Raw genomic sequence first — 19,206 nt, forward strand, 5'->3', positions numbered from 1 at the left:
GGCCGCCTCACGTCAGGGCGAGCAGTCCGAGTCCGGCCAGCATCGACCCGATCATCACGGCAAGACCCATTGCCAGCGTCGCCTTCCATCCCATCGCCTTGCCGACCATGACCATCGACGGAATGCTCAGCGCGGGCAGTGCGATGAGCAGCGCCCCGGTCGTTCCCGCCCCGACCCCCGCGGCCAGCAGCGTGATGATGATGGGGATCTCACCGCCGGTCGGAATGACGAGCAGCGTGCCGACGCACGCGGCGACGATGATGGCGAGTGCTCCCAGCTGACTCTCGAGGCCGTAGAGCCCGGTCAGCCAGGGAGCGACGAGCCCGATGACGAAGACGAGGGCGAGGTGTTCGGGGATGAGGACGAGCGCGAACCGCGACAGCGAGCGCAGATAGCGCAAGGGCATCGATGAGAGTCGGACGGGCTCGCTCACGGCCGATGTCGGAACGTCCTTGACCCGACCGGCCAGCCACGTGCCGATGAGGGCACTGGCCCCGACGGCGATGAGGAGTCCGATGCCGATGCGCGTGCCCACGTACTGCCATGGTAGGACGAGAGCGAGGAAGATGAGCACGGCCGGGTTGAGGAGCGGATTGCCGACCCAGTAGGCCAGGGCGGCGCTGCGGGTGACACCGCTGACCCGCAGGCCCGCCGCCACCGGCGCCGCGCAGCAGGTGCACATCATGCTCGGCAGCGACAGCGTCGCACCGACGAGCGACTGGGTCGCGGTGTGCCGCCGGTTCATCACCCGCAGCAGCCAGTCGCGCGGCACGAGCGCATCGATCGCCGCAGCGACGAGGAGCGCGACGACGAGCGCCTTCCACACCGCGAGGAAGTACGCGAGTGTGAAGTCCCAGGCTCCCGTCAGTGACATCGCGTCCCCGGCGACGGCGAACAGTGAGCTGCCGTCCCACACCGACGTCTCGCTCAGCGTCCAGGCCCGGTCCCAGTACGGCAGCCATTTCGACCAGGTGAGACCGCCGACGAGGAGGACGACGAGGAATCCCAGACCGATCCAGTCCGCGGCACCGAGGCGACGGCGCCGCCCGGTCGGGGTCGGCGCCGTCTGTGCTGGAGCATCCACCGCGTCAGAGGCTCGGCTCGGGGATCTCTCCCTCTTCCCGACGCTTGTCCGCGTCACGGGAGACCCGCACGACCATCGTCGGGCACTGCGAGTACGGCAGCACCGACTGCGAGGTCGACCCGAGCAGCAGGCCGGCGAACCCGCCGCGCCCGCGGGACCCGATGACGAGGACCTCTGCGGTGTCGGAGGCGCGCACGAGCACCTCGGCGGGCTGCCCGTCGAAGAGGGTCCACGTGACGTCGAGGTCGGGGAACTCGTCCTTGATCCGCTGCTTGGCGACGACGAGCTTGTCGGCGCCTTCGTTGATGAGGCGTTCGAGGTCGGCGGTGCTCGGCAGCCATTCGGGACCGATGACGGTCGTCGTGATGACCGCGACGATGTGCAGCGGAGACCCGCGCCGCACGGCAAGCCGCGCCGCCTTCCACAGGGCCGGCGACTCGGCACCGAGCGAATCGACGCCGACGACGACCTTGCCGTCGAAGCGCAGGCCCGCGATCGCCTCGGCGTCGGGATCCGTCTCCTCGATCTCTCCGCGGTCCTGGCGGATCGGGCGTGACGACGTCGGATGGGCGGCCTTGTCCGTCTCGGCCTGCCATGCCGCCGGAACGACGACCGTCGGGCAGGCGGAGTGCGCGGGCAGTGCGCTCGAGACGGTGCCGAGCAGACGGCCGGCGAACCCGCCGCGACCGCGCGAACCGACGACGGTCAGTCCCCCGGTCTTCGACTCCTCGATGAGCACGCCGGCGGCATCGCCGATCTCGATGACGGCTTCGACGGGCACGCCGGCGGCCTTGACCTCCGCCGCTGCCTCCTTGAGCGTGTTCGTCACCGACTGGCGGATCGCCGAGTCGTCGATCGGCACATACGACACGTCGATCGCCGCGGCGGCGACGCTGGGGATCGTGTAGGCCCCGACGAGCCGAATCGGCTTGCCGAGCGACCGTGCTTCCTGGATCGCCCAGTTGAGCGCGTTCCTGCTCGGCGGGGATCCGTCGATGCCGACGATCACCGCGTCGGACTCACCGACCGGCGGCGATCCGGCACCCTGGGTGCGGTCCTGCTCTGACATCGCACGCTCCTTATGTCGCAGCGAACTTCTCACAATCAACACTAGAGCACATTGCGTCGAACACTGCCGTCTATGTCACATCGTTATCCGGTGGCGATCACAGTGCGGACATCATCGTCACCGGTCAGACCCTCTGTCGAGTCATCGGCGGGGGGTGCCGGCGGTGCGGTCGGCCGGCGGCGGACGCCGGTGACTGCACCGGGCCCAGAACGATCACGTCAACGGTCAGGCCGCATGACCCATGTCGAGGAACGGACGCCACTGCTCGACGGGCTTGTCGATGCCGCGCATCCAGAACTGACCGACTCGGGGCTCCTTGGGGCGGAAGCTCAGCTTCCACCCGATCTCCCCGAGCGTGCGGTCGCCTTTGCGGTTGTTGCAGTCCCGGCAGCAGGCGACGAGGTTCTCCCACGTGTTGCCGCCGCCGCGCGAGCGCGGCATGACATGGTCGACCGTGCTCGCCGGTCGGGTGCAGTAGGCGCAGCGGTGGTTGTCGCGGCGGAGCACCCCGCGGCGGGAGAGCGAGACCCGGCGGTCCCGCGGCGGTCTGACGTACCGGGTGAGCAGGATGACCGAGGGCTGGTCGAGGCTCACGTGCTGCGATCTCACCGGAGCGTCCTCCGCTGCGAGCACCGTCGCTTTGCCCGTGAGCACCAGCACGACAGCTCTGGTGAACGGCACGACCGACAGCGGTTCGTATCCGGCATTGAGCACGAGAGTCTTCATTTCTCGCCCCTCATCGTCATGTGCGGAGGTGTCCCACTGCTCCGGTCGCTCAGGCTCGCTCGCTGCCGCACCGGCGGCGCACCTGTCCCAGGGAACACAAAAGGCGTCGTGCACCAGCACAACGCCTTGGAAACGGACATAGACACAGATATGTACTCCGCGCCAGAACCTGGAGCGGCTATCCGGAATATTCGACTATGCCCCATCCGATTTCCCATCGCTTACGGAACTCAATCTTCTCAAGAGTAACGCCGATTGCCGTTGTGATCGAATTCATACCGTCCGCGTCATGAATTCTTCCCTCGTCGTTCACTTCGAACGGCCGTCCACGCCGATCTCGGACGGCCGCCGGTGCCCGCGCACGGCCCGGGAGGCCTGCCGGTCGCACCGCGTCGGGGATGCAGAAACTCCCCGCCTCACTCGAGGACCGTCGAGTGAAGCGGGGAGTGTCCGGCGAATCGAATCAGAGAACGCGAATGAACTTCGCGCCGCCGTCGATCATCCAGTCGATGCTGCGGTAGCTGGTGTCGACACGCGGGTTGCCGGCGTCGTACATCATGCCGTTGCCGGCGTAGATGCCGATGTGTCCCGGCTTCCAGATGAGGTCGCCCGGCTGAGCTTCGGACTTCGACACGGTCGTGCCTGCGCTGCCCTGGGCACCGGAGGTGCGGGGCAGGTTGACGCCGACCTTGCCGTAGACGTAGGAGGTGTAGCCCGAGCAGTCCCAACCGCTGGGCGAGGTGCCGCCGGAGACGTAGGGGGTGCCGACGTACTGCTTGGCGATGGCGAGGACCTGCTGGGCCTTCGAGCCATCGGGCATCTTGAAGTCGGAACCGGAGTCCTTCGAGTCGCCCTTGTCGCTGTCGGACTTGGACGAGGACTTCTTGTCCGAGGACGAGGAGGAGTCGGACGAGCTGGAGCTCGCGCTCGAAGCCGGCTTCGGCTCGGGCTTCGGCTCAGGCTTGGGAGCGGGCTTCGCGGTGACGGTCTGGACGTCGGCGCTGAAGGAGGAGCCTTCGGCCTTCTTGTCCTTGTCGTCGGTGTTGCCCTTGGCAACGACCGTGGCGGCCTGGTTCTGGAATTCGGCGACCTCAGTGGTCTGCGATTCGGCGGAGACAGCGACGCTGTCGTCTCCGGCCTGACCGGCTGCCGGGAGAACGGCTGCGGTGAGAAGGCCACCGCTGGCAGCGACGACGGCTGCGCGACGTCCGAAGACGGCGGAGTTGGCATTCAGGAGTTCGGTCAGTTCGGTCAGCGGGGTCTTGACCTTGGTCTCTGCGGCGCGGCGGCCATGGTGCTTAGTTGCCACGTTTTCCTCTCGTCACCTATCGGATTCCTCCGACCGCCACTCTCGGTCCTGGTGTGTGTCACAGCGGGCGTGGCGTGCGGCTCCCGGCGTGAAGTCGCCTGCTTGCGCGGGCGACCTCCACAACTGTAACCAATCAGTGATCAATTGTCACGTTTCTGTCACGACCAGGGTGGGGAAACCCCGCGGTTAACCCTAAATGCCGAGGTGAGAGGCTTGAATGAGATTCATGTCTCCGTAACATTCGCTGTTACAGACACCGGCCCGGGGAGCGGATCTCCGCTCCCCGGGCCGGGTTGTGCAACGTTTCGTTACACACTCTGAGCACTGTGCGTCGACTCCGTCACGGAGCGCGACCGATGCGTGATGTCGCGACCGGTGACCGCCCTGTGGTGCCGACAGCGACGCCGGGACCTCAGGCGGGCAGTGCCGATCAGCGCTTGTGGGCGAACACGTGCGAGGCGGTCTCGACGGGAAGGTCGAGGACGTCCTCGGCGCCGGGGACCTGCACGGTGATGTATTCGCCGTTGCGGGTGATCTCGACGTCGGTGCCGGGCATCACCCCGGCGACCTGGAACTGCTGGAGGAGGTGGATGTCGACCTGCAGCGGTTCGGCCAGCCACGCGATCGTCAGCTGTGTGGCGCCGTCGCGGGCGACCGCGGTCGCGAGGTCGACCACCTCGGCGCCGTTGCTCGCTTCGGCACCGATGACTTCGAGACCCGGGATCGGGTTGCCGTAGGGACCGGACTTCGTGTCAGGCAGCAGGCTGACGAGCTTGCGCTCGACCTGCTCGCTCATCACATGCTCCCACCGGCACGCTTCGTCGTGGACGAGCTCCCACTCGAGACCGACGACGTCGGCGAGGAGCCGTTCGGCCAGACGGTGCTTGCGCATCACCTCGGTGGCGATGCGACGTCCCTCCGGGGTGAGTTCGAGGTGCCGATCATTGCTCACATGGAGCAGGCCGTCGCGCTCCATCCGGGCCACGGTCTGGGAGACGGTGGGTCCCGAATGGTCGAGGCGCTCGGCGATCCGGGCCCGCAGGGGCACGATCGACTGCTCCTCGAGCTCGATGATCGACTTGAGGTACATCTCGGTTGTATCGACGAGGTCGTTCACTTAAGACCAGCCACTCCACTCTTCGTCTTCAGGTCTGGGGAGACCATGTCAGGCGTTCACACATTTCAGGGGGCGTGCGACCGTGCCCCGGCTGCGATGTCTCGCGGCCCCCTGAGATTCACATCGATTCTATCGTGGCCGCGGGGTCGCTGCGGGTCTCAGCCCGCGTTGACGTACGCCGTCTTGTGGACGGTGTAGAACTCGCGTGCCGCTCGGGCCTGTTCGCGGGGTCCGTAGCTCGAGCCCTTCCGACCTCCGAACGACACGTGGTAGTCCACCCCTGCCGTCGGCGCATTCACCATCACCATTCCTGCCTGGGCATAACGCTTGAAGTGGCTCGAATATTTCAGCGAGGACGTGAAGATGCCCGCGGACAAGCCGAACGCGGTGTCGTTGGCCACCGCGAGCGCCTCGTCGTAGTCGGCGACCTCGATCACCGAGGCGACCGGACCGAAGACCTCATCGACGTTGATCGTGTCGGTCGGCTTCGTGCCCGTGACGAGAGCCGGTGCGAGGAAGTACCCTTCCGTGTCCGCCTCAATGCGGTCACCGCCGGTGACCTCACCGCCTTCGTCCCGGGCGATGTCGATGTAGCGCAGGTCCTGGGCGAGCTGGTCGTCGGAGACGACGGGGCCGATGTCGACGCCCTCGGCGCGGGCATCGCCGACGGACAGGCCCTGCATCCGCTCGGTGACGAGCCGGACGAACTCGTCGTGGACGTCGGCGGTGACGATGAGCCGCGACGAGGCGGTGCAGCGCTGACCGGTGGAGAAGAAGGCGCCGTTGACCGCGGCATCGGCGGCGGCGTCGAGGTCGGCGTCGCCGAGGACGACGAGCGGGTTCTTCCCGCCCATCTCACACTGCACGCGGATCCCGTGTTCGCTGGCCGCGGTGATGACACCGCGCCCCACGGCGGCGGATCCGGTGAAGGTGATGGCGTCGACGTCCGCCGAGGCGGTGAGCACGTCCCCGACGACGCGACCGGGCCCCATGACGAGGTTGAGGACCCCGTCGGGCAGGCCCGCCTCGACGAGGATGTCGACGAGCGCCGAGGCGGAGCCGGGGACGAGTTCGGCCGGTTTGAACACGACGGTGTTGCCGTAGGCGAGCGCCGGGGCGATCTTCCAGGCGGGGATGGCGATGGGGAAGTTCCACGGCGTGATGACCCCGACGACGCCGATGGGCTCGTGGGTCATCTCGGCGACGAGGCCGGGGCGCACGGAGTCGATGATCTCCCCGGTGTTGCGGATCGTCTCACCGGCGAAGAACTTGAAGATCTGCGCGGCGCGCAGCACCTCGCCGCGGGCCTCGGTCAGCTGTTTGCCCTCTTCGCGGGCGAGGAGGTCGGCGAGGGCGTCGGCGCGTTCGGCGATGAGGGTGCCTGCGGTGTCGAGGATCGCGAAGCGCTGCTGCGCGGGGAAGTCGGCCCAGGCCGGTGCCGCGGCAGCCGCGGCGGCGATGGCGTCGGTGACGGTCTGGGCGTCGGCACGGGCGAAGCTGCCGATGACGTCGGCGGGATCGGACGGGTTGCGGTTGAGCACGCGGTCCTCGGATCCGCGGCGCTGTCCGCCGATGAGGTTGTCGAACCGGGCGACCGTGCCCTCACCCGTCCGGGCGGCGTTGCCCCGGTTGGCCTCCGGGGTCGGACGCTCCGGTGCTGCCTGGTCGCTGCCGGTCGTGGTGGTGTCCTGCGGTGTCTGTGCCATGGATGCTCCTTGAGGATTCGGGGTGGGGACGGGTCGTCCGGCTCACGACGCTGCGAGCCGGGAGACCCGGCGGGGGTGTCACTGTCAGGGTGGCTGCCTGCCCGGCAGAAAGTCGGTGCAGACAGACCTTTCGGTCAAGGATAGAGGCGGACGAGCTCCCATTGGTCGGCGGCCGCGAGATCGCCGGGGTCGTGACTGCCGTCGGCGCGTCGGAACACCCACCGGTCGTGGAAGCGGTTCTGCTGTCCCTGCCAGAACTCGATCTCGAACGGCCGAATGCGGAACCCGCCCCAGTGCGCAGGCCGCGGCACCTCACGCCCCTCGAATTCGGTGACGGCGGCGGCGTACTCGGCTTCCATCTGCTCGCGCCCGCTCACCGGCTGGGACTGCTTCGACACGTTCGCCGCGATCTGCGAGCCGCGGGGGCGCACCGCGAAGTACGCGTCGGACTCCGCGGCGGCGACCGCCTCGGCGAGCCCCGGATCCGGATCTGCCGGTGCATGTCCTGCCACGGGAAACTCGCCGCGATGCGCGGATCGGCGGCGAGCTGCCGTCCCTTCGCCGAGTCGTAGTCGGTGAAGAAGACGAAGCCGGCGGTATCGACGGCCTTGAGCAGGACGATGCGGGCGACGGGACCCCAGTCGTCGAGCGTGGACACGGTCATGGCGTTGGGTTCGCGGACCTGGCCGGCGGCTTCGTCGTACCACGTGCGGAACAAGTCGAGCGGGGAGACCTCGGGGCGGTCGAACGAGGACGAGATATAGGAGGCCCGGGTCTGGGCCAGGCGGTCGACAGGCTCACTCATGGCTCCACTCTACGGGCGGTGACGGACACGGCCGGACCGTGCGGGGTGCGGGCACGATCCGCACGTGATGAGACGGCCTCCGGTCGCTGTGCGGCGAGACCTTAGAATGGCGTGCGTGACTGCGACGAACCTGACGATTCCAGACGAACTCCTGCCCGCCGACGGACGTTTCGGATCGGGCCGGCCCGCATCCGGTCGGCACAGATCGATGCGCTGAGCGCGGCCGGGGCGACCGTGCTCGGCACGAGCCACCGCCAGGCGCCGGTGAAGAGCCTCGTGGGCCGGATCCGCACCGGACTGGCCGAGCTCTTCGACCTTCCCGAGGGCTACGAGGTCGTCCTCGGCAACGGCGGGTCCACCGTGTTCTGGGACGTCGCCGCCTTCGGTCTCGTCCGTGAGCGGGCCGCCCATGCGACGTTCGGTGAGTTCGGCCAGAAGTTCGCGAAGGCCACGGACACCGCCCCGCACCTCAAGGACTCCCTCATCCTCGCCGCCGAGCCGGGCACCGCGGCGATCCCCTCCCCCGCCGCCCTGGCCGACGCCGGACTCGACGGGACCGCCGACGTCTACGCGTGGCCCCACAACGAGACCTCGACGGGTGTGGCGACGACGATCGCGCGGCCTCAGGGCATCGACGACGATGCGCTCGTCGTCATCGACGCGACGTCCGGTGCCGGCGGCCTGCCCGTCGACATCGCCGAGACCGACGTCTACTACTTCGCGCCGCAGAAGAACATGGGCTCCGACGGCGGCCTGTGGGTGGCGATCCTCTCCCCGAAGGCGGTCGCCCGGGCGCAGGAGATCAAGGACTCCGGGCGCTGGATCCCCGCTTCGCTCGACCTCGTCACCGCGATCGACAACTCGCGCAAGGATCAGACCTACAACACCCCGGCCGTTGCGACTCTGCTCCTGCTCGCCGAGCAGATCGAGTGGATGAACGGCAACGGCGGTCTCGAGTGGGCCACCGAGCGCACGCGCGAGACCTCGGGGTACGTCTACGACTGGGCGGAGTCCGCCGAGGTGGCCCACCCCTACGTCGCCGATCCCGCGGACCGCTCATCGGTCGTCGTCACCGTCGACTTCGACGACTCCGTCGATGCTGCCCGCGTCGCCTCGGTGCTGCGCGCCAACGGCATCGTCGACGTCGAACCGTACCGCAAGCTCGGCCGCAATCAGCTGCGCATCGCGACGTTCGTCTCCGTCGACCCGGCCGACGTCAAGGCGCTGCTGGGCTGCCTCGACTTCGTCATCGACGCCCTCGCCTGACGGGCCTGGGGCCCGGGTAGGGGGCCGCTGGGACTCCGGGTAGTGGTTGGGGCTCCGAGTAGTCTTCGACGCCCACCGCGCCTTTCGCCGAACACCATTTCGGACCCCGCACCCGCAGCCGCACACACAACCCATGCACGCGGTGTGTGAGCGGCTCAAGGTGCCTCTCGAGAAGTAACGCCGACGCACAAGCCGCTCCGGGTAGTGGTTGGGGCTCCGGGTAGTGGTTGGGACTCCGGGTAGTCTTCGGCGCTCACCGTGCCTCTCGCCGAGCCTCATTTCGAACCCCGCACCCGCAGCCGCAGACACAACCCGTGCACGCGGTGTGTGAGCGGCTCAGAGTGCCTCTCGAGAAGTGACACCGACGCACAAGCCGCTCCGGGTAGTGTTCGATGTTCCGGGTAGTGGTTGGGCTGCAGCAAGTGGTTGGGGCTCCGCGTAGTCTTCGACGCCCGGCGCGGCGGCTCGAGCGCCGTGAGTCAGCGCAATTGCTCGAGCTCGACGGATCGTTCAGCGCAGGCCGCGCGGTACCCCGCGGCGTCAGCCCGCAGCGCACCTGACGTCGCCGCGTCTTCTCACATGAAGTGGATGAGCAGTCCGATGCCGAAGGTGATGGCGGCGAGCAGGGCGAGACCGAGCTCGATGACGGTGCCGATGCCGATCGCCTTGATCGAGCCCCAGCTCGATCCCCACGCGACCTTCGGGTCCTTGAGTCGGGACAGCTCGGCGAGGTAGAGGCCGAGGACGAAGCCGACGGGCAGACCGACGACGGGGATGACGAAGAAGCCGACGATCGCGAGCACTCCGCCGAGCATGACCGACCGATTCGGCACGGACATCTCCTTGAGCTTGCGGCCCGTGAGAACGAGCGACGCGCTCATCCCGGCGGCGACGAGGACGGCGACGATCGCGAAGACGATCCACGCGGCGGGAGTGCCGATGACGATGGCCCAGATGAGCACCCCGATGCCGATGAGGATCGATCCGGGCAGCACCGGCACGATGATGCCGAGACAGCCGATGAGCACGGCGATGCCGACGAGCACGGACGTCAGAATGTCCGGATCCACCACGTGACGGGACCTTTCGAGTTCGGAGACGAGAGCGCAGGCTCGATCTTACGGGACGCGGGTGTGCGGCACCCGGCAGCCCTATGGGTGTCCGAGGTAGCTGACGTGGAGCCGGATGCGCGACTTCGGGTCGTAGGTCAGGCGGAGGTTCTTCGCGACGATCATCCAGACGAGCCCGACCGCGAACGCGAGCAGCCCCGAGGCCGCACCGACGGCCATCGACATGCGCGGACCGAACGCGTCGGCGACCCATCCCGCCAGCGGCGCGCCGAGCGGGGTGCCGCCCATGACGACGGCCGCATAGATCGCCATCACCCGGCCGCGGTAGGACGCCGGAGTCGTCGTCTGCACGTAGGCGTTCGCCGAGGTCAGCATCGTCAGCGACGCGAATCCGACGAGGATGAGCGCGGCGGCGAAGACGTAGTAGTTCGTGATGAGCGAGGCGAGTCCGACGGCGAGGCCGAACCCGCCGGCGGCGCCGAAGATGAAGCGCAGACGCGGTTTCTCCCGCTTCGCCGAGGCGAGGGCACCGGCCACCGACCCGATCGCCATGACGGAGTTGAGCAGGCCGAATCCGCTCGCATCCTTGCCGAACTCGATCCGCGCCATCGTCGCGGTGTAGATGTTGAAGTTGAATCCGAACGTCGCCACGATGAAGAGGACGACGAGCACGATGACGACGTCAGGGCGGGAGCGCAGGTAGCGGAACCCGCCGAGGACCCCGCCGCCGCCCCGGCGATTGGACGGGTGGAGGCGCGAGCGGTCGAGCCGGATGAGCACGGTGAGCGTCGCCGCGAACCCGAGCCCGCTGATGAGGAACACCGGTCCGGCGCCGACGAGCGCGGTGATGACTCCGGCGACCGCGGGCCCGATCATCCGCGCCCCGTTGAACGACGCGGAATTGAGGCTGACCGCGTTGGGCAGGAGCTTCTCGCCGACGAGCTCGGAGACGAAGGCCTGGCGGGCGGGAGTGTCGAGGGTGGCGAGGATGCCGAGGACGAGCGCGAGCACATAGACCTGCCACAGCTCGATCGTGTCGGTGATGACGAGGACGAAGAGCAGCAGTCCGACGGCGCCGAGGAGGGCCTGCGTGACCATGAGCAGCGCGCGCTTGGAGAACCGGTCGGCGAGCGCCCCCGCGAAGGGGAACATGATGAGCTGGGGACCCATCTGCAGCGCCATCGTGATGCCGAGCGCCGAGGCGTTGTTGTTCGTCAGATAGGTGAGGACGAGCCAGTCCTGGGCCGTCCTCTGCATCCACGTTCCGGTGTTCGAGATGAGCGCGCCGGCGAACCAGTGTCGGTAGTTCGGTTCGGCGAGCGACCGGAACGTGTGGGCCATCGAGTGGTTCAGCCCTCCTGGAACTCGAGTTCGCCGCGGGCGTAGTCGTCGACGACGGCTTCGGCCGGTTCGGTGTCCGGGCGTCTGACGTCGGTCTCCGAATGCGCGCCGCAGCCCGAATCGAGTTGGACGACGCGGCCGTCGAAGGGCGACCAGGCGTTCGCGCAGACCCCGAACTGCTCCCGCAGCGAACCGGCGATCGGCATGAAGTACCCGCAGGTGCTGCAGTGCGCCGAGGCGCGGGTGGAGAATTCGCCTTCGGCGCCGGCATCGGAGTTCGCCCACCGGGTCGCGGCCGAGGAGATCCCCTCGGGTGAGAGCACCCGCTCGCGACCGATGCCGAACTCGAAGTTGGCGATCTGGTCGATGTTGTCGGCCGAGTTGTCCTCGGTCTGCTGGTAGCCCGGCTGCAGGTTGGGATCGGAGTCGACCTTCGGCAGGGTGTCGCGCGGGGTGAGATCCCCGGGTTCGAGGCGCTGATCCCACGGCACCCACTCGGGGGCGACGAGGGCGTCGGGTCCCGGCAACAGGGCGGTCTCGCAGACGGTGACCTTCTTCGACCGCGGTGCCCGGGCGAGGACGGCGACCCAGCGCCAGCCCCGGTAGCTCGGGTCGGTGCACACGAAGTAGTGGGTGACGAGCCGGGTGCCCTCGGCCAGCGCACCGAGGTGCTCGCCGATCACGGAGCTGCCGGCCACCTCGGCGATCGCCGACCGGGCGACGTCGATCGCCGCTGCCAGCTGGGCGTCGAGGACGACCTTCTCCGGAGTCGAGCGGGCCGGTTTCACGGCTGCGGTCTTCTTCGTCGACGGCGCATCCGATGTCGTCACGGGATCGCTGCTGGCCGTCTCGGCATCGACAGTGGCCGTCGCGGCATCGGTGGAATCGACCGGCGCCGAGGTGGTGGCGACGTCCGCGTCCTCAGGCGCCGAGGCGGCGGCCTGGGTGCCCGTGCGCTGGTCGTCCAGCCACGTCGTGAAGAGAGAGGACATCATGACTCCAAATCGTCGGCGATCGCCCGCAGCAGCGAGGCGACCTTGTTCCCGTGCTCGCGGTCGGGGTAACGGCCGTGCTGCAGGCCGTTGTTCAGGTCATCGAGAACTTTGATGACGTCTTCAACCATAACCGCCATGTCCTCGGTGGAGCGGCGGCGGGCCTTCGCGACCTTCGCGGGAATGCTGATCAGCCGTGCTTTGAGCACCTGGGCGCCGCGGCGGGAGTCGACGACGTCGTAGTCGAGGCGGGTGCCCTTCGTGACCTCTGTGCCTTCGGGCAGGACCGAGGAGTGGAGGAAGGCCTGCGAGCCGTCCTCGGCGACGACGAAGCCGTAGCCCTTGTCGGCGTCGAACCATTTCACGCGTCCGGTTGGCATGGTGTCCTTTCGTGCAGTGCTGCCGTGGTGCGCAGCCGTGCGGTGTCTCGGAGGACCCGGTCGGGTCCTGTGTCTCTGACCGGCGGTGCCGGTCTGTGTCAGTGGTGCCAGGTAATGTCCTGCGCACCCAGATGGAAGGAGGTGGTCAATGGTGGTTCGTCGATCCCGCGACGCCGACGTCGAGCGCCTCGCACTCGTGGCTTGGCAACCGAAGGGGGCTCCGGCGGCTGAGCGAGAGTCTCATCGCTCGCCTCACGTCTCACTGTCGCCCGGTGGCTGCCGCGTGCCGTTGCTCTGTCCGTGAGCGTCACGGTGAGCGTTCGTCAACTGGTCGCAACCTCTGCCTGCGCTGAGCTGGGTCCGGCTGAGCCAGCCGTCCTCAGCTGCTCGGTCCGAGCGGTTTCGGTGAGCTGGCGTGAACTGCGGTCCGACCGAATGGAACCACCAACCGACTGGGGGTGATCGCCTCGGAGAAGCGAGCCTGCGGAAGTGAGCCCACGGTTCGTCTCAGCTCTCATTCACCCCTGGCTGCCTGCGTCTGAGCGCCGAGCGGATGACGACCGCTGCGAGCAGAGCGAAGGCGATGGGCAGAAGGATCATCGGCAGGTATGTCAGCAAGTGCGAGGGGGTGTACCCCATCCACGCCTGACCCAGAACGCCGATGAGACCGGCTGCTCCGATGACGGCTGCTGCGACGGCTACGACGACGATGGCCGTATCGACACGCTTGGCTGACAATGCTCGTCCTTCCCGAGGTGATTGGGCGTTCCTGACCCGTCCATTGTACCCCTGGGGATACACTGAACGGCGATGTCAATGACCTTCAGCACATGGCTGGCCCAGAGCTCCGACGCGGACTTCGAGTCGTTCGTGCGGACTCGTCGCGACCTCCTCCGGCCCGAGTCGCCGACACTGTCCACCCTCGCGGCCGCGACGTCCTCGCGCATCGGCGTCTCCCGCGGCATCGAAGCGCTCGACGCCGACCAGCTCGACCTCCTCATCGGCCTCGCCACGGCCGCCCGCACCGGGCCCGACATCAGTCTCGACCGCCTCGGCGATGCCGTCCCCGCTGACGCCGACCTCACCCGGCTGCGCGACCTCGGCCTCGCATGGCCGACGGACGCCCCCGGCATCTGGCGGATCCAGTCCGAGGCGATCACCCTCCTGCCCACCTCGGCGGCGGATTCCGCCCGCCCCCGCCCATGGCACACCTACACGGACTCCGCCCAGCGTCCGGACGCCTCGGCGACGACGATCCCCCAAGCCCTCGTCCACAACAGCGAACAGGCAGCCGTCGCCGAGGTCGTGTCCTCCCTGCGCGGACTCGTCGACGAGATGGAGTCCTCCCCCGCCTCCCGCCTGACGAGCGGCGGCATCTCGAAACGCGACGTCAGCCGCCTTGCGCGCACCCTCGAACTCGACCTCGAACCGACGATCACCCTGCTGCTGGCGGCGAAGTCCCTCGGTCTCATCGGCGTCCTCGACGATCCGCTCGACCCGCAGTGGACGGCAAGCGATGACGCGGCGACGATGCTCGCCGGTGATCGCGCCGACCTCTGGGCGTCCCTCGTCTCCTCGTGGCTGCGCGAATCCCAGGACGTCACCCAGCTCGTGACCGGGGCGAGCGCGAACGAGCGCCTCACCGTCCTCGCCGCCCCGAAGAAGTCCCTGTTCAAGGGCTTCAGCCAGTCGGTTCCGGCGATGCCGCTGCTGCGCTCCACCGTGCTCTCCGTGCTCCACGGCATCGGGGTCGGATCGTCGCGTTCGGCCGAGTGGATCCACGCGCAGGTCCTGCGATCCCGGCCGCTGACCCCGGCCCACGATCCCGCGATCACCGAGGAGGTCCTGCAGTCGGCGGTGATGTTCGGGCTCGCGACGACCCCGCTCCAGCAGCCGGGCCATTTCGGACCGAGCCGGTTCGGGGTGATGCTCGCCGCCGGTCTCGAGCGGGCTGCGGCCGCCGCGGTCCGTGACAATCCGGCGCTCGCGCCGCTCGGTGTCAGCGTCGCTGCACTGTCCGTGCCCGCCGAGGTCGTCGCCGAGGTCCGCACGGGACTCGTCCCCGAGGTCGACACCGTCCTCATCCAGTCCGATCTCACCGCCGTGGCGACCGGCCCGATCGACCCCCGCGTCCACCACATCCTCCGCCGCTTCGCCGTCGTCGAAGCCCGCGGCCAGGGCACCGTCTACCGCATCGACGGGGACACGATCGAGGCGAGCATGCAGTCCGGCGTCGACGCCGCCGAAGCGCTGCGCGAACTCGCCGCCATCAGCGCCGAACCGCTGCCCTCGACGCTCGATTTCCTCATCTCGAACACTGCGGCGAAGCTGCGCCGGGTCCGGGTCGCCGGGGCTCGCGCCGTCCTCGTCGTCGACGACCCGGTCGACCTCGACGTCATCCTCTCCGACCCGCTCATGGCCCCCGCCGGCCTCGACCGTCTCGCCCCGACGGTGGCGATCAGCCAGCTCGGCCCCGAGCGCACGATGCACCTTCTCGAGGCCGGGGATCATCACGCGCTCCTCCACTCCCCCGCCGGTCCCGTGCGCCGCCGGTCGGTGATCACGCAGACCGAACCCGAGGTGACGACGCGGACACGGGCCCGGGTCACCGACGACCGCCTCGGCGATTACATCCGCATCCTGCGCTCTCCCGCGGGCGCGACCGCGGAGCAGAAACCGACGGACGAACCGCTCGGTCACCTCGATCGGCTGCGGGAGGCCGCACAGGCCCGGACGCTCGTGACGATCCGGCTCGCCGACTCCCACGGTCAGGAGCGCATCGTGCAGATGCAGCCGACGACGGTCAACGGCGGACGCGTCCGCGGCACGGTGACGACGACCGGCGCCGAGGCCTCCCTGTCGATCGCGCGCATCGTCAGCGTCGAACCGGCGCCGGAGCCGACATGAGCACTCACCGACGGGCGGGGGCACCGGTGGGAACAATCGCGCCGCCCGGCGCGTTGACCTCGTCGTTGTCACCTCGGCGAAGGAATTCATGAACGGACCTCTCATCGTCCAGTCCGATCGGACTGTGCTCCTCGAATCGGGGCACCCCCTGGCCACCGAGGCGGCGGTGGCGATCGCCCCGTTCGCGCAGCTGGCCCGGACCCCGGAGTACATCCACACGTACACGATCACCCCGCTGGGCCTGTGGAACGCGCGCGCGAGCGGCCACGACGCCGAATCGGTCGTCGACGTCCTCCTCGAGTTCGCGAAGTACCCGGTCCCGCACGAACTGCTCGTCGACATCGTCGACATCATGGACCGGTTCGGGGTGCTCACCCTCATCGACCATCCCATCCACGGTCTGACACTGACGTCGACGGAGACCGCACTCCTCGACCGGCTCACCGGTCAACCCGACCTCGTCGGCAAGTTCGGCAGGCGGCTCGATGAGGAGTCCGTCCTCGTCCACCCCTCGGAACGGGGCGAGCTCAAGCACGCCCTCCTCCAGCTCGGGCATCCGGTCTCCGACCACGCCGGCTACGTCGACGGCGAAGCCCACGACATCGAGCTCAGCGATGACGCCCACGGCGGGGCCTGGCATCTGCGCGACTACCAGCGGGAGGCCATCGACCAGTCGCTGTCCGGGGAGTCCGGGGTCGTCGTCCTCCCCTGCGGGGCCGGGAAGACGGTCGTCGGGGTCGCGACGATGTCGCGGGTGCAGACGACGACGCTCATCCTCGTGACGAACTCCGTGTCGGCGAAGCAGTGGAAGGACGAGATCCTCGCGCGCACGACGCTGACTGAGGACGAGATCGGCGAGTATTCGGGATCGGTCAAGGAGATCCGCCCGATCACGATCGCGACCTACCAGGTGCTCACGACGAGGCGGAAGGGCTCCTACCTCCACCTCGAACTCCTCGACGCCAAGGACTGGGGGCTCGTCATCTACGACGAGGTGCACCTGCTGCCGGCACCGATCTTCCGGCTCACCGCGAGCCTCCAGGCCCGGCGCCGACTCGGGCTGACCGCCACGCTCGTGCGCGAGGACGGCCGGGAGGACGAGGTGTTCTCCCTCATCGGACCCAAGCAGTACGAGGTGCCGTGGAAGGAGCTCGAACGCCTCGGCTTCATCGCCACCGCCGCGTGCCATGAGGTCCGCGTCCGGCTCGACGGGGGCACCCGCACCGCGTATGCCCGCGCCGACGGCGAGGACCGCTACCGTCTGGCCGCGACCTCGGATGCCAAGCTGCCGATCGTCAAGACCCTCGTCGCCGACCATCCGGAGGCGCAGATCCTCGTCATCGGCCAGTACCTCGACCAGCTCGAGGAGATCGGCGAGGCCCTCGGTGCCCCCGTGCTCACCGGGCAGACCCCGGAGTCACAGCGGCAGGAGCTCTTCCGCGACTTCCGGTCGGGGGCGATTCGGGTCCTCGTCGTGTCCAAGGTCGCGAACTTCTCCGTCGACCTGCCCGCCGCCTCGGTGGCCATCCAGGTCTCCGGCGCCTTCGGGTCGCGGCAGGAGGAGGCGCAGCGCCTCGGCCGGATCCTGCGCCCCAAGAAGGATTCGGGTTCGGCGACGTTCTACACCGTCGTCGCCGCCGACACCGTCGACGAGCACTTCGCCGCCCAGCGCCGCCGCTTCCTCACCGAGCAGGGCTACAGCTACGACATCGAGGTGCGGTAGGCGCGGGCCGCGAGGCTCACCCTCGGGCGCGAGACACGCGTCCCTCGTCCCAGACGGGCTCGTTCGACTCGTAGATCTCCCCGTCGGCGCCGAAGACGAGGAACCGATCGAAATCACGGGCGAACCAGCGATCGTGGGTGACCGCGAGCACCGTGCCGTCGAAGGCGGTGAGCGCATCCTGGAGCGCCTCGGCGGAGACGAGGTCGAGGTTGTCCGTCGGCTCGTCGAGGAGGAGCAGTGTCGCGCCGGCGAGTTCGAGCAGGAGGATCTGGAACCGCGCCTGCTGCCCGCCCGAGAGCGAGTCGAAGGTCTGCTCCGCGGCCCCGGCGAGTTCGTAGCGGGCCAGCGCCCGTGACGCGGGTTCGCGCGGCAGCCCGCTGCGGTGCTCGTCGCCCCGATGGAGGATGCCGAGCAGGGTCCGTCCGACGAGGTCGGGCCGCCCGTGGGTCTGCGCGAACCAGCCGGGCCGCACCCGGGCCCCCAGCCGCACCCGACCCTCATGGGCGACAGCGGGGATGTCGATGTCGCTGACCGGCCGATGCTCGGGTTCGGGATCGGTGCCGCCGGCGGCGAGCAGGCGCAGGAAGTGCGACTTCCCCGACCCGTTCGACCCGAGCACCGCCACCCGATCGCCGTAGTGGACCTCGAGGTCGAAGGGCAGCATGAGGTCGGTGAGCTCGAGTGCGTCGGCGACGATCGCGATCTTCCCCGTCCGACCCCCGCCGAGGCGGATCCCGAGGTTCTGCTCCCTGGGCATCGCCTCGGGCGGGCCGGCGGTTTCGAACCGCTCGAGTCGGGTCTGCGCCGCCCGGTACCGTGAGGTCATATCCGAGTTGTACGCGGCCTTCTGCTTGTACATCTGGACAAGAGCCTTGAGCTTCGCATGCTCCTCATCCCACCGTTTGCGCAGCTCCTCGAGCCGGTCGAACCGGGCGACCCGCGCCGCGTGATACGAGGTGAACCCGCCCGGATGCACCCAGGCGGTGTTGCCGGCGGCGGAGAGCTCGAGCGTGATGATCTCCGTCGCGGCCTGCGCGAGCAGCTCCCGATCGTGGGAGACGAAGAGGACGCTCTTGTCCGTCTCCCGCAGCTGCGCCTCCAGCCACCGCTTGCCCGGCACGTCGAGGAAGTTGTCCGGTTCGTCGAGGATGAGCACGTCGTCATGTCCGCGCAGCAGCGCCTCGAGGACGAGCTTCTTCTGCTCCCCGCCCGAGAGCGTCGCGATCGCCCGGTCCCGACACCGGTCGAAGGGGATCCCCAGCGCCGAGGTGATGCAGGTGTCCCAGAGGACCTCCGCGTCGTAGCCTCCCGCATCCGCCCATTCGCTCAGGGCGTTCGCGTAGGCCATCTGGACCTCGGTCGCCTCTCCGTCGGGGCCGAGCAGCCGCTCCTCGGCCCGCCGGACGACGGCGGCGGCCCGCTGGATCCGCTGGGGTGCGAGCTCTTCGAGCGCCTCGGCGACGGTGTCGGCGGTGATGAACTGGCGCATCAGACCGACGCTGCCGGTGTGGGACACCGACCCGGACTCCGGGGACAGCTCACCGGTGAGGATGCGCAGCAGCGTCGTCTTCCCCGCCCCGTTGGCGCCGATGAGCGCCGCCTTCGCCCCGTCGCCGACCCGGAACGACACCCCCGACAGCAGCGGTCTGCCGTCGGCGAGGGTGTACGCAACGTCGTTGATGTCGATATGGCCCATGGCCTCACGCTATCA

At 68.8% G+C, this 19,206-nt stretch carries 16 protein-coding genes and 1 pseudogene; 3 read left to right on the forward strand and 14 right to left on the reverse strand.

Annotated features, from left to right (window positions below; genetic code table 11):
• Positions 1–7 precede the first annotated feature (7 nt).
• The 8 genes from AC2W7K_RS03325 to AC2W7K_RS03360 form a co-directional block, all read right to left on the reverse strand.
• Complete coding sequence (locus AC2W7K_RS03325) at positions 8–1,084, reverse strand: permease (RefSeq protein WP_198499552.1); 1,077 nt, start codon at positions 1,082–1,084, stop codon at positions 8–10.
• 4 nt (positions 1,085–1,088) lie between these two features.
• Entirely contained in the window at positions 1,089–2,153 is a 1,065-nt protein-coding gene (locus AC2W7K_RS03330; protein WP_198499553.1) for a universal stress protein, read from the reverse strand.
• 225 nt (positions 2,154–2,378) lie between these two features.
• A complete protein-coding gene (locus AC2W7K_RS03335) occupies positions 2,379–2,879 on the reverse strand; it encodes an HNH endonuclease (RefSeq protein ID WP_137824388.1) in 501 nt (166 codons plus the stop codon).
• A gap of 463 nt (positions 2,880–3,342) precedes the next feature.
• Positions 3,343–4,188, reverse strand: coding sequence for a C40 family peptidase (locus AC2W7K_RS03340; protein ID WP_198499554.1), 846 nt, complete (start codon positions 4,186–4,188; stop codon positions 3,343–3,345).
• Between the two features lie 430 nt (positions 4,189–4,618).
• Positions 4,619–5,305, reverse strand: a complete 687-nt coding sequence (locus AC2W7K_RS03345) for an iron-dependent transcriptional repressor DtxR (RefSeq protein WP_198499555.1) — start codon at positions 5,303–5,305, stop codon at positions 4,619–4,621.
• A gap of 158 nt (positions 5,306–5,463) precedes the next feature.
• Entirely contained in the window at positions 5,464–7,011 is a 1,548-nt protein-coding gene (locus AC2W7K_RS03350; RefSeq protein ID WP_198499556.1) for an aldehyde dehydrogenase family protein, read from the reverse strand.
• Positions 7,012–7,145: 134 nt separating this feature from the next.
• Entirely contained in the window at positions 7,146–7,388 is a 243-nt protein-coding gene (locus AC2W7K_RS03355; protein WP_486005745.1) for a pyridoxine 5'-phosphate oxidase C-terminal domain-containing protein, read from the reverse strand.
• The gene (locus AC2W7K_RS03360; RefSeq protein WP_486005746.1) at positions 7,385–7,816 is read right to left on the reverse strand and encodes a pyridoxamine 5'-phosphate oxidase family protein; all 432 of its coding nucleotides are present in this window, start codon (positions 7,814–7,816) and stop codon (positions 7,385–7,387) included. The genes AC2W7K_RS03355 and AC2W7K_RS03360 overlap by 4 nt, the downstream gene beginning before the upstream one ends.
• A 115-nt stretch (positions 7,817–7,931) precedes the next feature.
• Here AC2W7K_RS03360 and serC point away from each other — a divergent pair.
• Positions 7,932–9,082: pseudogene (gene serC / locus AC2W7K_RS03365) on the forward strand (phosphoserine transaminase).
• A gap of 575 nt (positions 9,083–9,657) precedes the next feature.
• Here serC and AC2W7K_RS03370 read toward each other — a convergent pair.
• From AC2W7K_RS03370 to AC2W7K_RS03390, 5 genes are all read right to left on the reverse strand, one after another.
• A complete protein-coding gene (locus tag AC2W7K_RS03370) occupies positions 9,658–10,152 on the reverse strand; it encodes a DUF456 domain-containing protein (RefSeq protein WP_198499559.1) in 495 nt (164 codons plus the stop codon).
• Positions 10,153–10,233: 81 nt separating this feature from the next.
• A complete protein-coding gene (locus AC2W7K_RS03375) occupies positions 10,234–11,493 on the reverse strand; it encodes an MFS transporter (RefSeq protein ID WP_198499560.1) in 1,260 nt (419 codons plus the stop codon).
• An 8-nt stretch (positions 11,494–11,501) separates the two neighbouring features.
• Positions 11,502–12,485, reverse strand: coding sequence for a DUF3027 domain-containing protein (locus tag AC2W7K_RS03380; RefSeq protein ID WP_249121014.1), 984 nt, complete (start codon positions 12,483–12,485; stop codon positions 11,502–11,504).
• Positions 12,485–12,865 carry a cold-shock protein gene (locus tag AC2W7K_RS03385; protein WP_198499562.1) on the reverse strand — a complete coding sequence of 127 codons (381 nt, stop codon included), beginning with the start codon at positions 12,863–12,865 and terminating at the stop codon, positions 12,485–12,487. Before AC2W7K_RS03385 ends, AC2W7K_RS03380 begins: the two co-directional genes overlap by 1 nt.
• 507 nt (positions 12,866–13,372) lie before the next feature.
• Positions 13,373–13,603 carry a hypothetical protein gene (locus tag AC2W7K_RS03390; RefSeq protein WP_198499563.1) on the reverse strand — a complete coding sequence of 77 codons (231 nt, stop codon included), beginning with the start codon at positions 13,601–13,603 and terminating at the stop codon, positions 13,373–13,375.
• Positions 13,604–13,675: 72 nt separating this feature from the next.
• Here AC2W7K_RS03390 and AC2W7K_RS03395 point away from each other — a divergent pair, with 72 nt between their 5' ends.
• Both AC2W7K_RS03395 and AC2W7K_RS03400 read left to right on the forward strand, forming a co-directional pair.
• Positions 13,676–15,772 carry a helicase-associated domain-containing protein gene (locus tag AC2W7K_RS03395; protein ID WP_198499564.1) on the forward strand — a complete coding sequence of 699 codons (2,097 nt, stop codon included), beginning with the start codon at positions 13,676–13,678 and terminating at the stop codon, positions 15,770–15,772.
• 88 nt (positions 15,773–15,860) lie between these two features.
• Positions 15,861–17,495: a DNA repair helicase XPB gene (locus AC2W7K_RS03400; protein WP_198499565.1), complete on the forward strand. Its 1,635-nt coding sequence runs from the start codon at positions 15,861–15,863 to the stop codon at positions 17,493–17,495.
• A gap of 16 nt (positions 17,496–17,511) precedes the next feature.
• Here AC2W7K_RS03400 and AC2W7K_RS03405 read toward each other — a convergent pair whose 3' ends face one another.
• The gene (locus AC2W7K_RS03405) at positions 17,512–19,191 is read right to left on the reverse strand and encodes an ABC-F family ATP-binding cassette domain-containing protein (protein WP_198499566.1); all 1,680 of its coding nucleotides are present in this window, start codon (positions 19,189–19,191) and stop codon (positions 17,512–17,514) included.
• Positions 19,192–19,206 lie beyond the last annotated feature (15 nt).

Source organism: Brevibacterium sp. LAARM2_SD2 (assembly GCF_057364785.1).

Excerpts from the sequence above, each read along its gene's own strand:
- AC2W7K_RS03330 (WP_198499553.1), bottom strand. The coding sequence starts at position 2,153 with ATGTCAGAGCAGGACCGCACCCAGGGTGCCGGATCGCCGCCGGTCGGT.
- AC2W7K_RS03335 (WP_137824388.1), bottom strand. The coding sequence starts at position 2,879 with ATGAAGACTCTCGTGCTCAATGCCGGATACGAACCGCTGTCGGTCGTG.
- AC2W7K_RS03350 (WP_198499556.1), bottom strand. The coding sequence starts at position 7,011 with ATGGCACAGACACCGCAGGACACCACCACGACCGGCAGCGACCAGGCA.
- AC2W7K_RS03360 (WP_486005746.1), bottom strand. The coding sequence starts at position 7,816 with ATGAGTGAGCCTGTCGACCGCCTGGCCCAGACCCGGGCCTCCTATATC.
- AC2W7K_RS03375 (WP_198499560.1), bottom strand. The coding sequence starts at position 11,493 with ATGGCCCACACGTTCCGGTCGCTCGCCGAACCGAACTACCGACACTGG.
- AC2W7K_RS03380 (WP_249121014.1), bottom strand. The coding sequence starts at position 12,485 with ATGTCCTCTCTCTTCACGACGTGGCTGGACGACCAGCGCACGGGCACC.
- AC2W7K_RS03385 (WP_198499562.1), bottom strand. The coding sequence starts at position 12,865 with ATGCCAACCGGACGCGTGAAATGGTTCGACGCCGACAAGGGCTACGGC.
- AC2W7K_RS03395 (WP_198499564.1), top strand. The coding sequence starts at position 13,676 with ATGTCAATGACCTTCAGCACATGGCTGGCCCAGAGCTCCGACGCGGAC.
- AC2W7K_RS03400 (WP_198499565.1), top strand. The coding sequence starts at position 15,861 with ATGAACGGACCTCTCATCGTCCAGTCCGATCGGACTGTGCTCCTCGAA.
- AC2W7K_RS03405 (WP_198499566.1), bottom strand. The coding sequence starts at position 19,191 with ATGGGCCATATCGACATCAACGACGTTGCGTACACCCTCGCCGACGGC.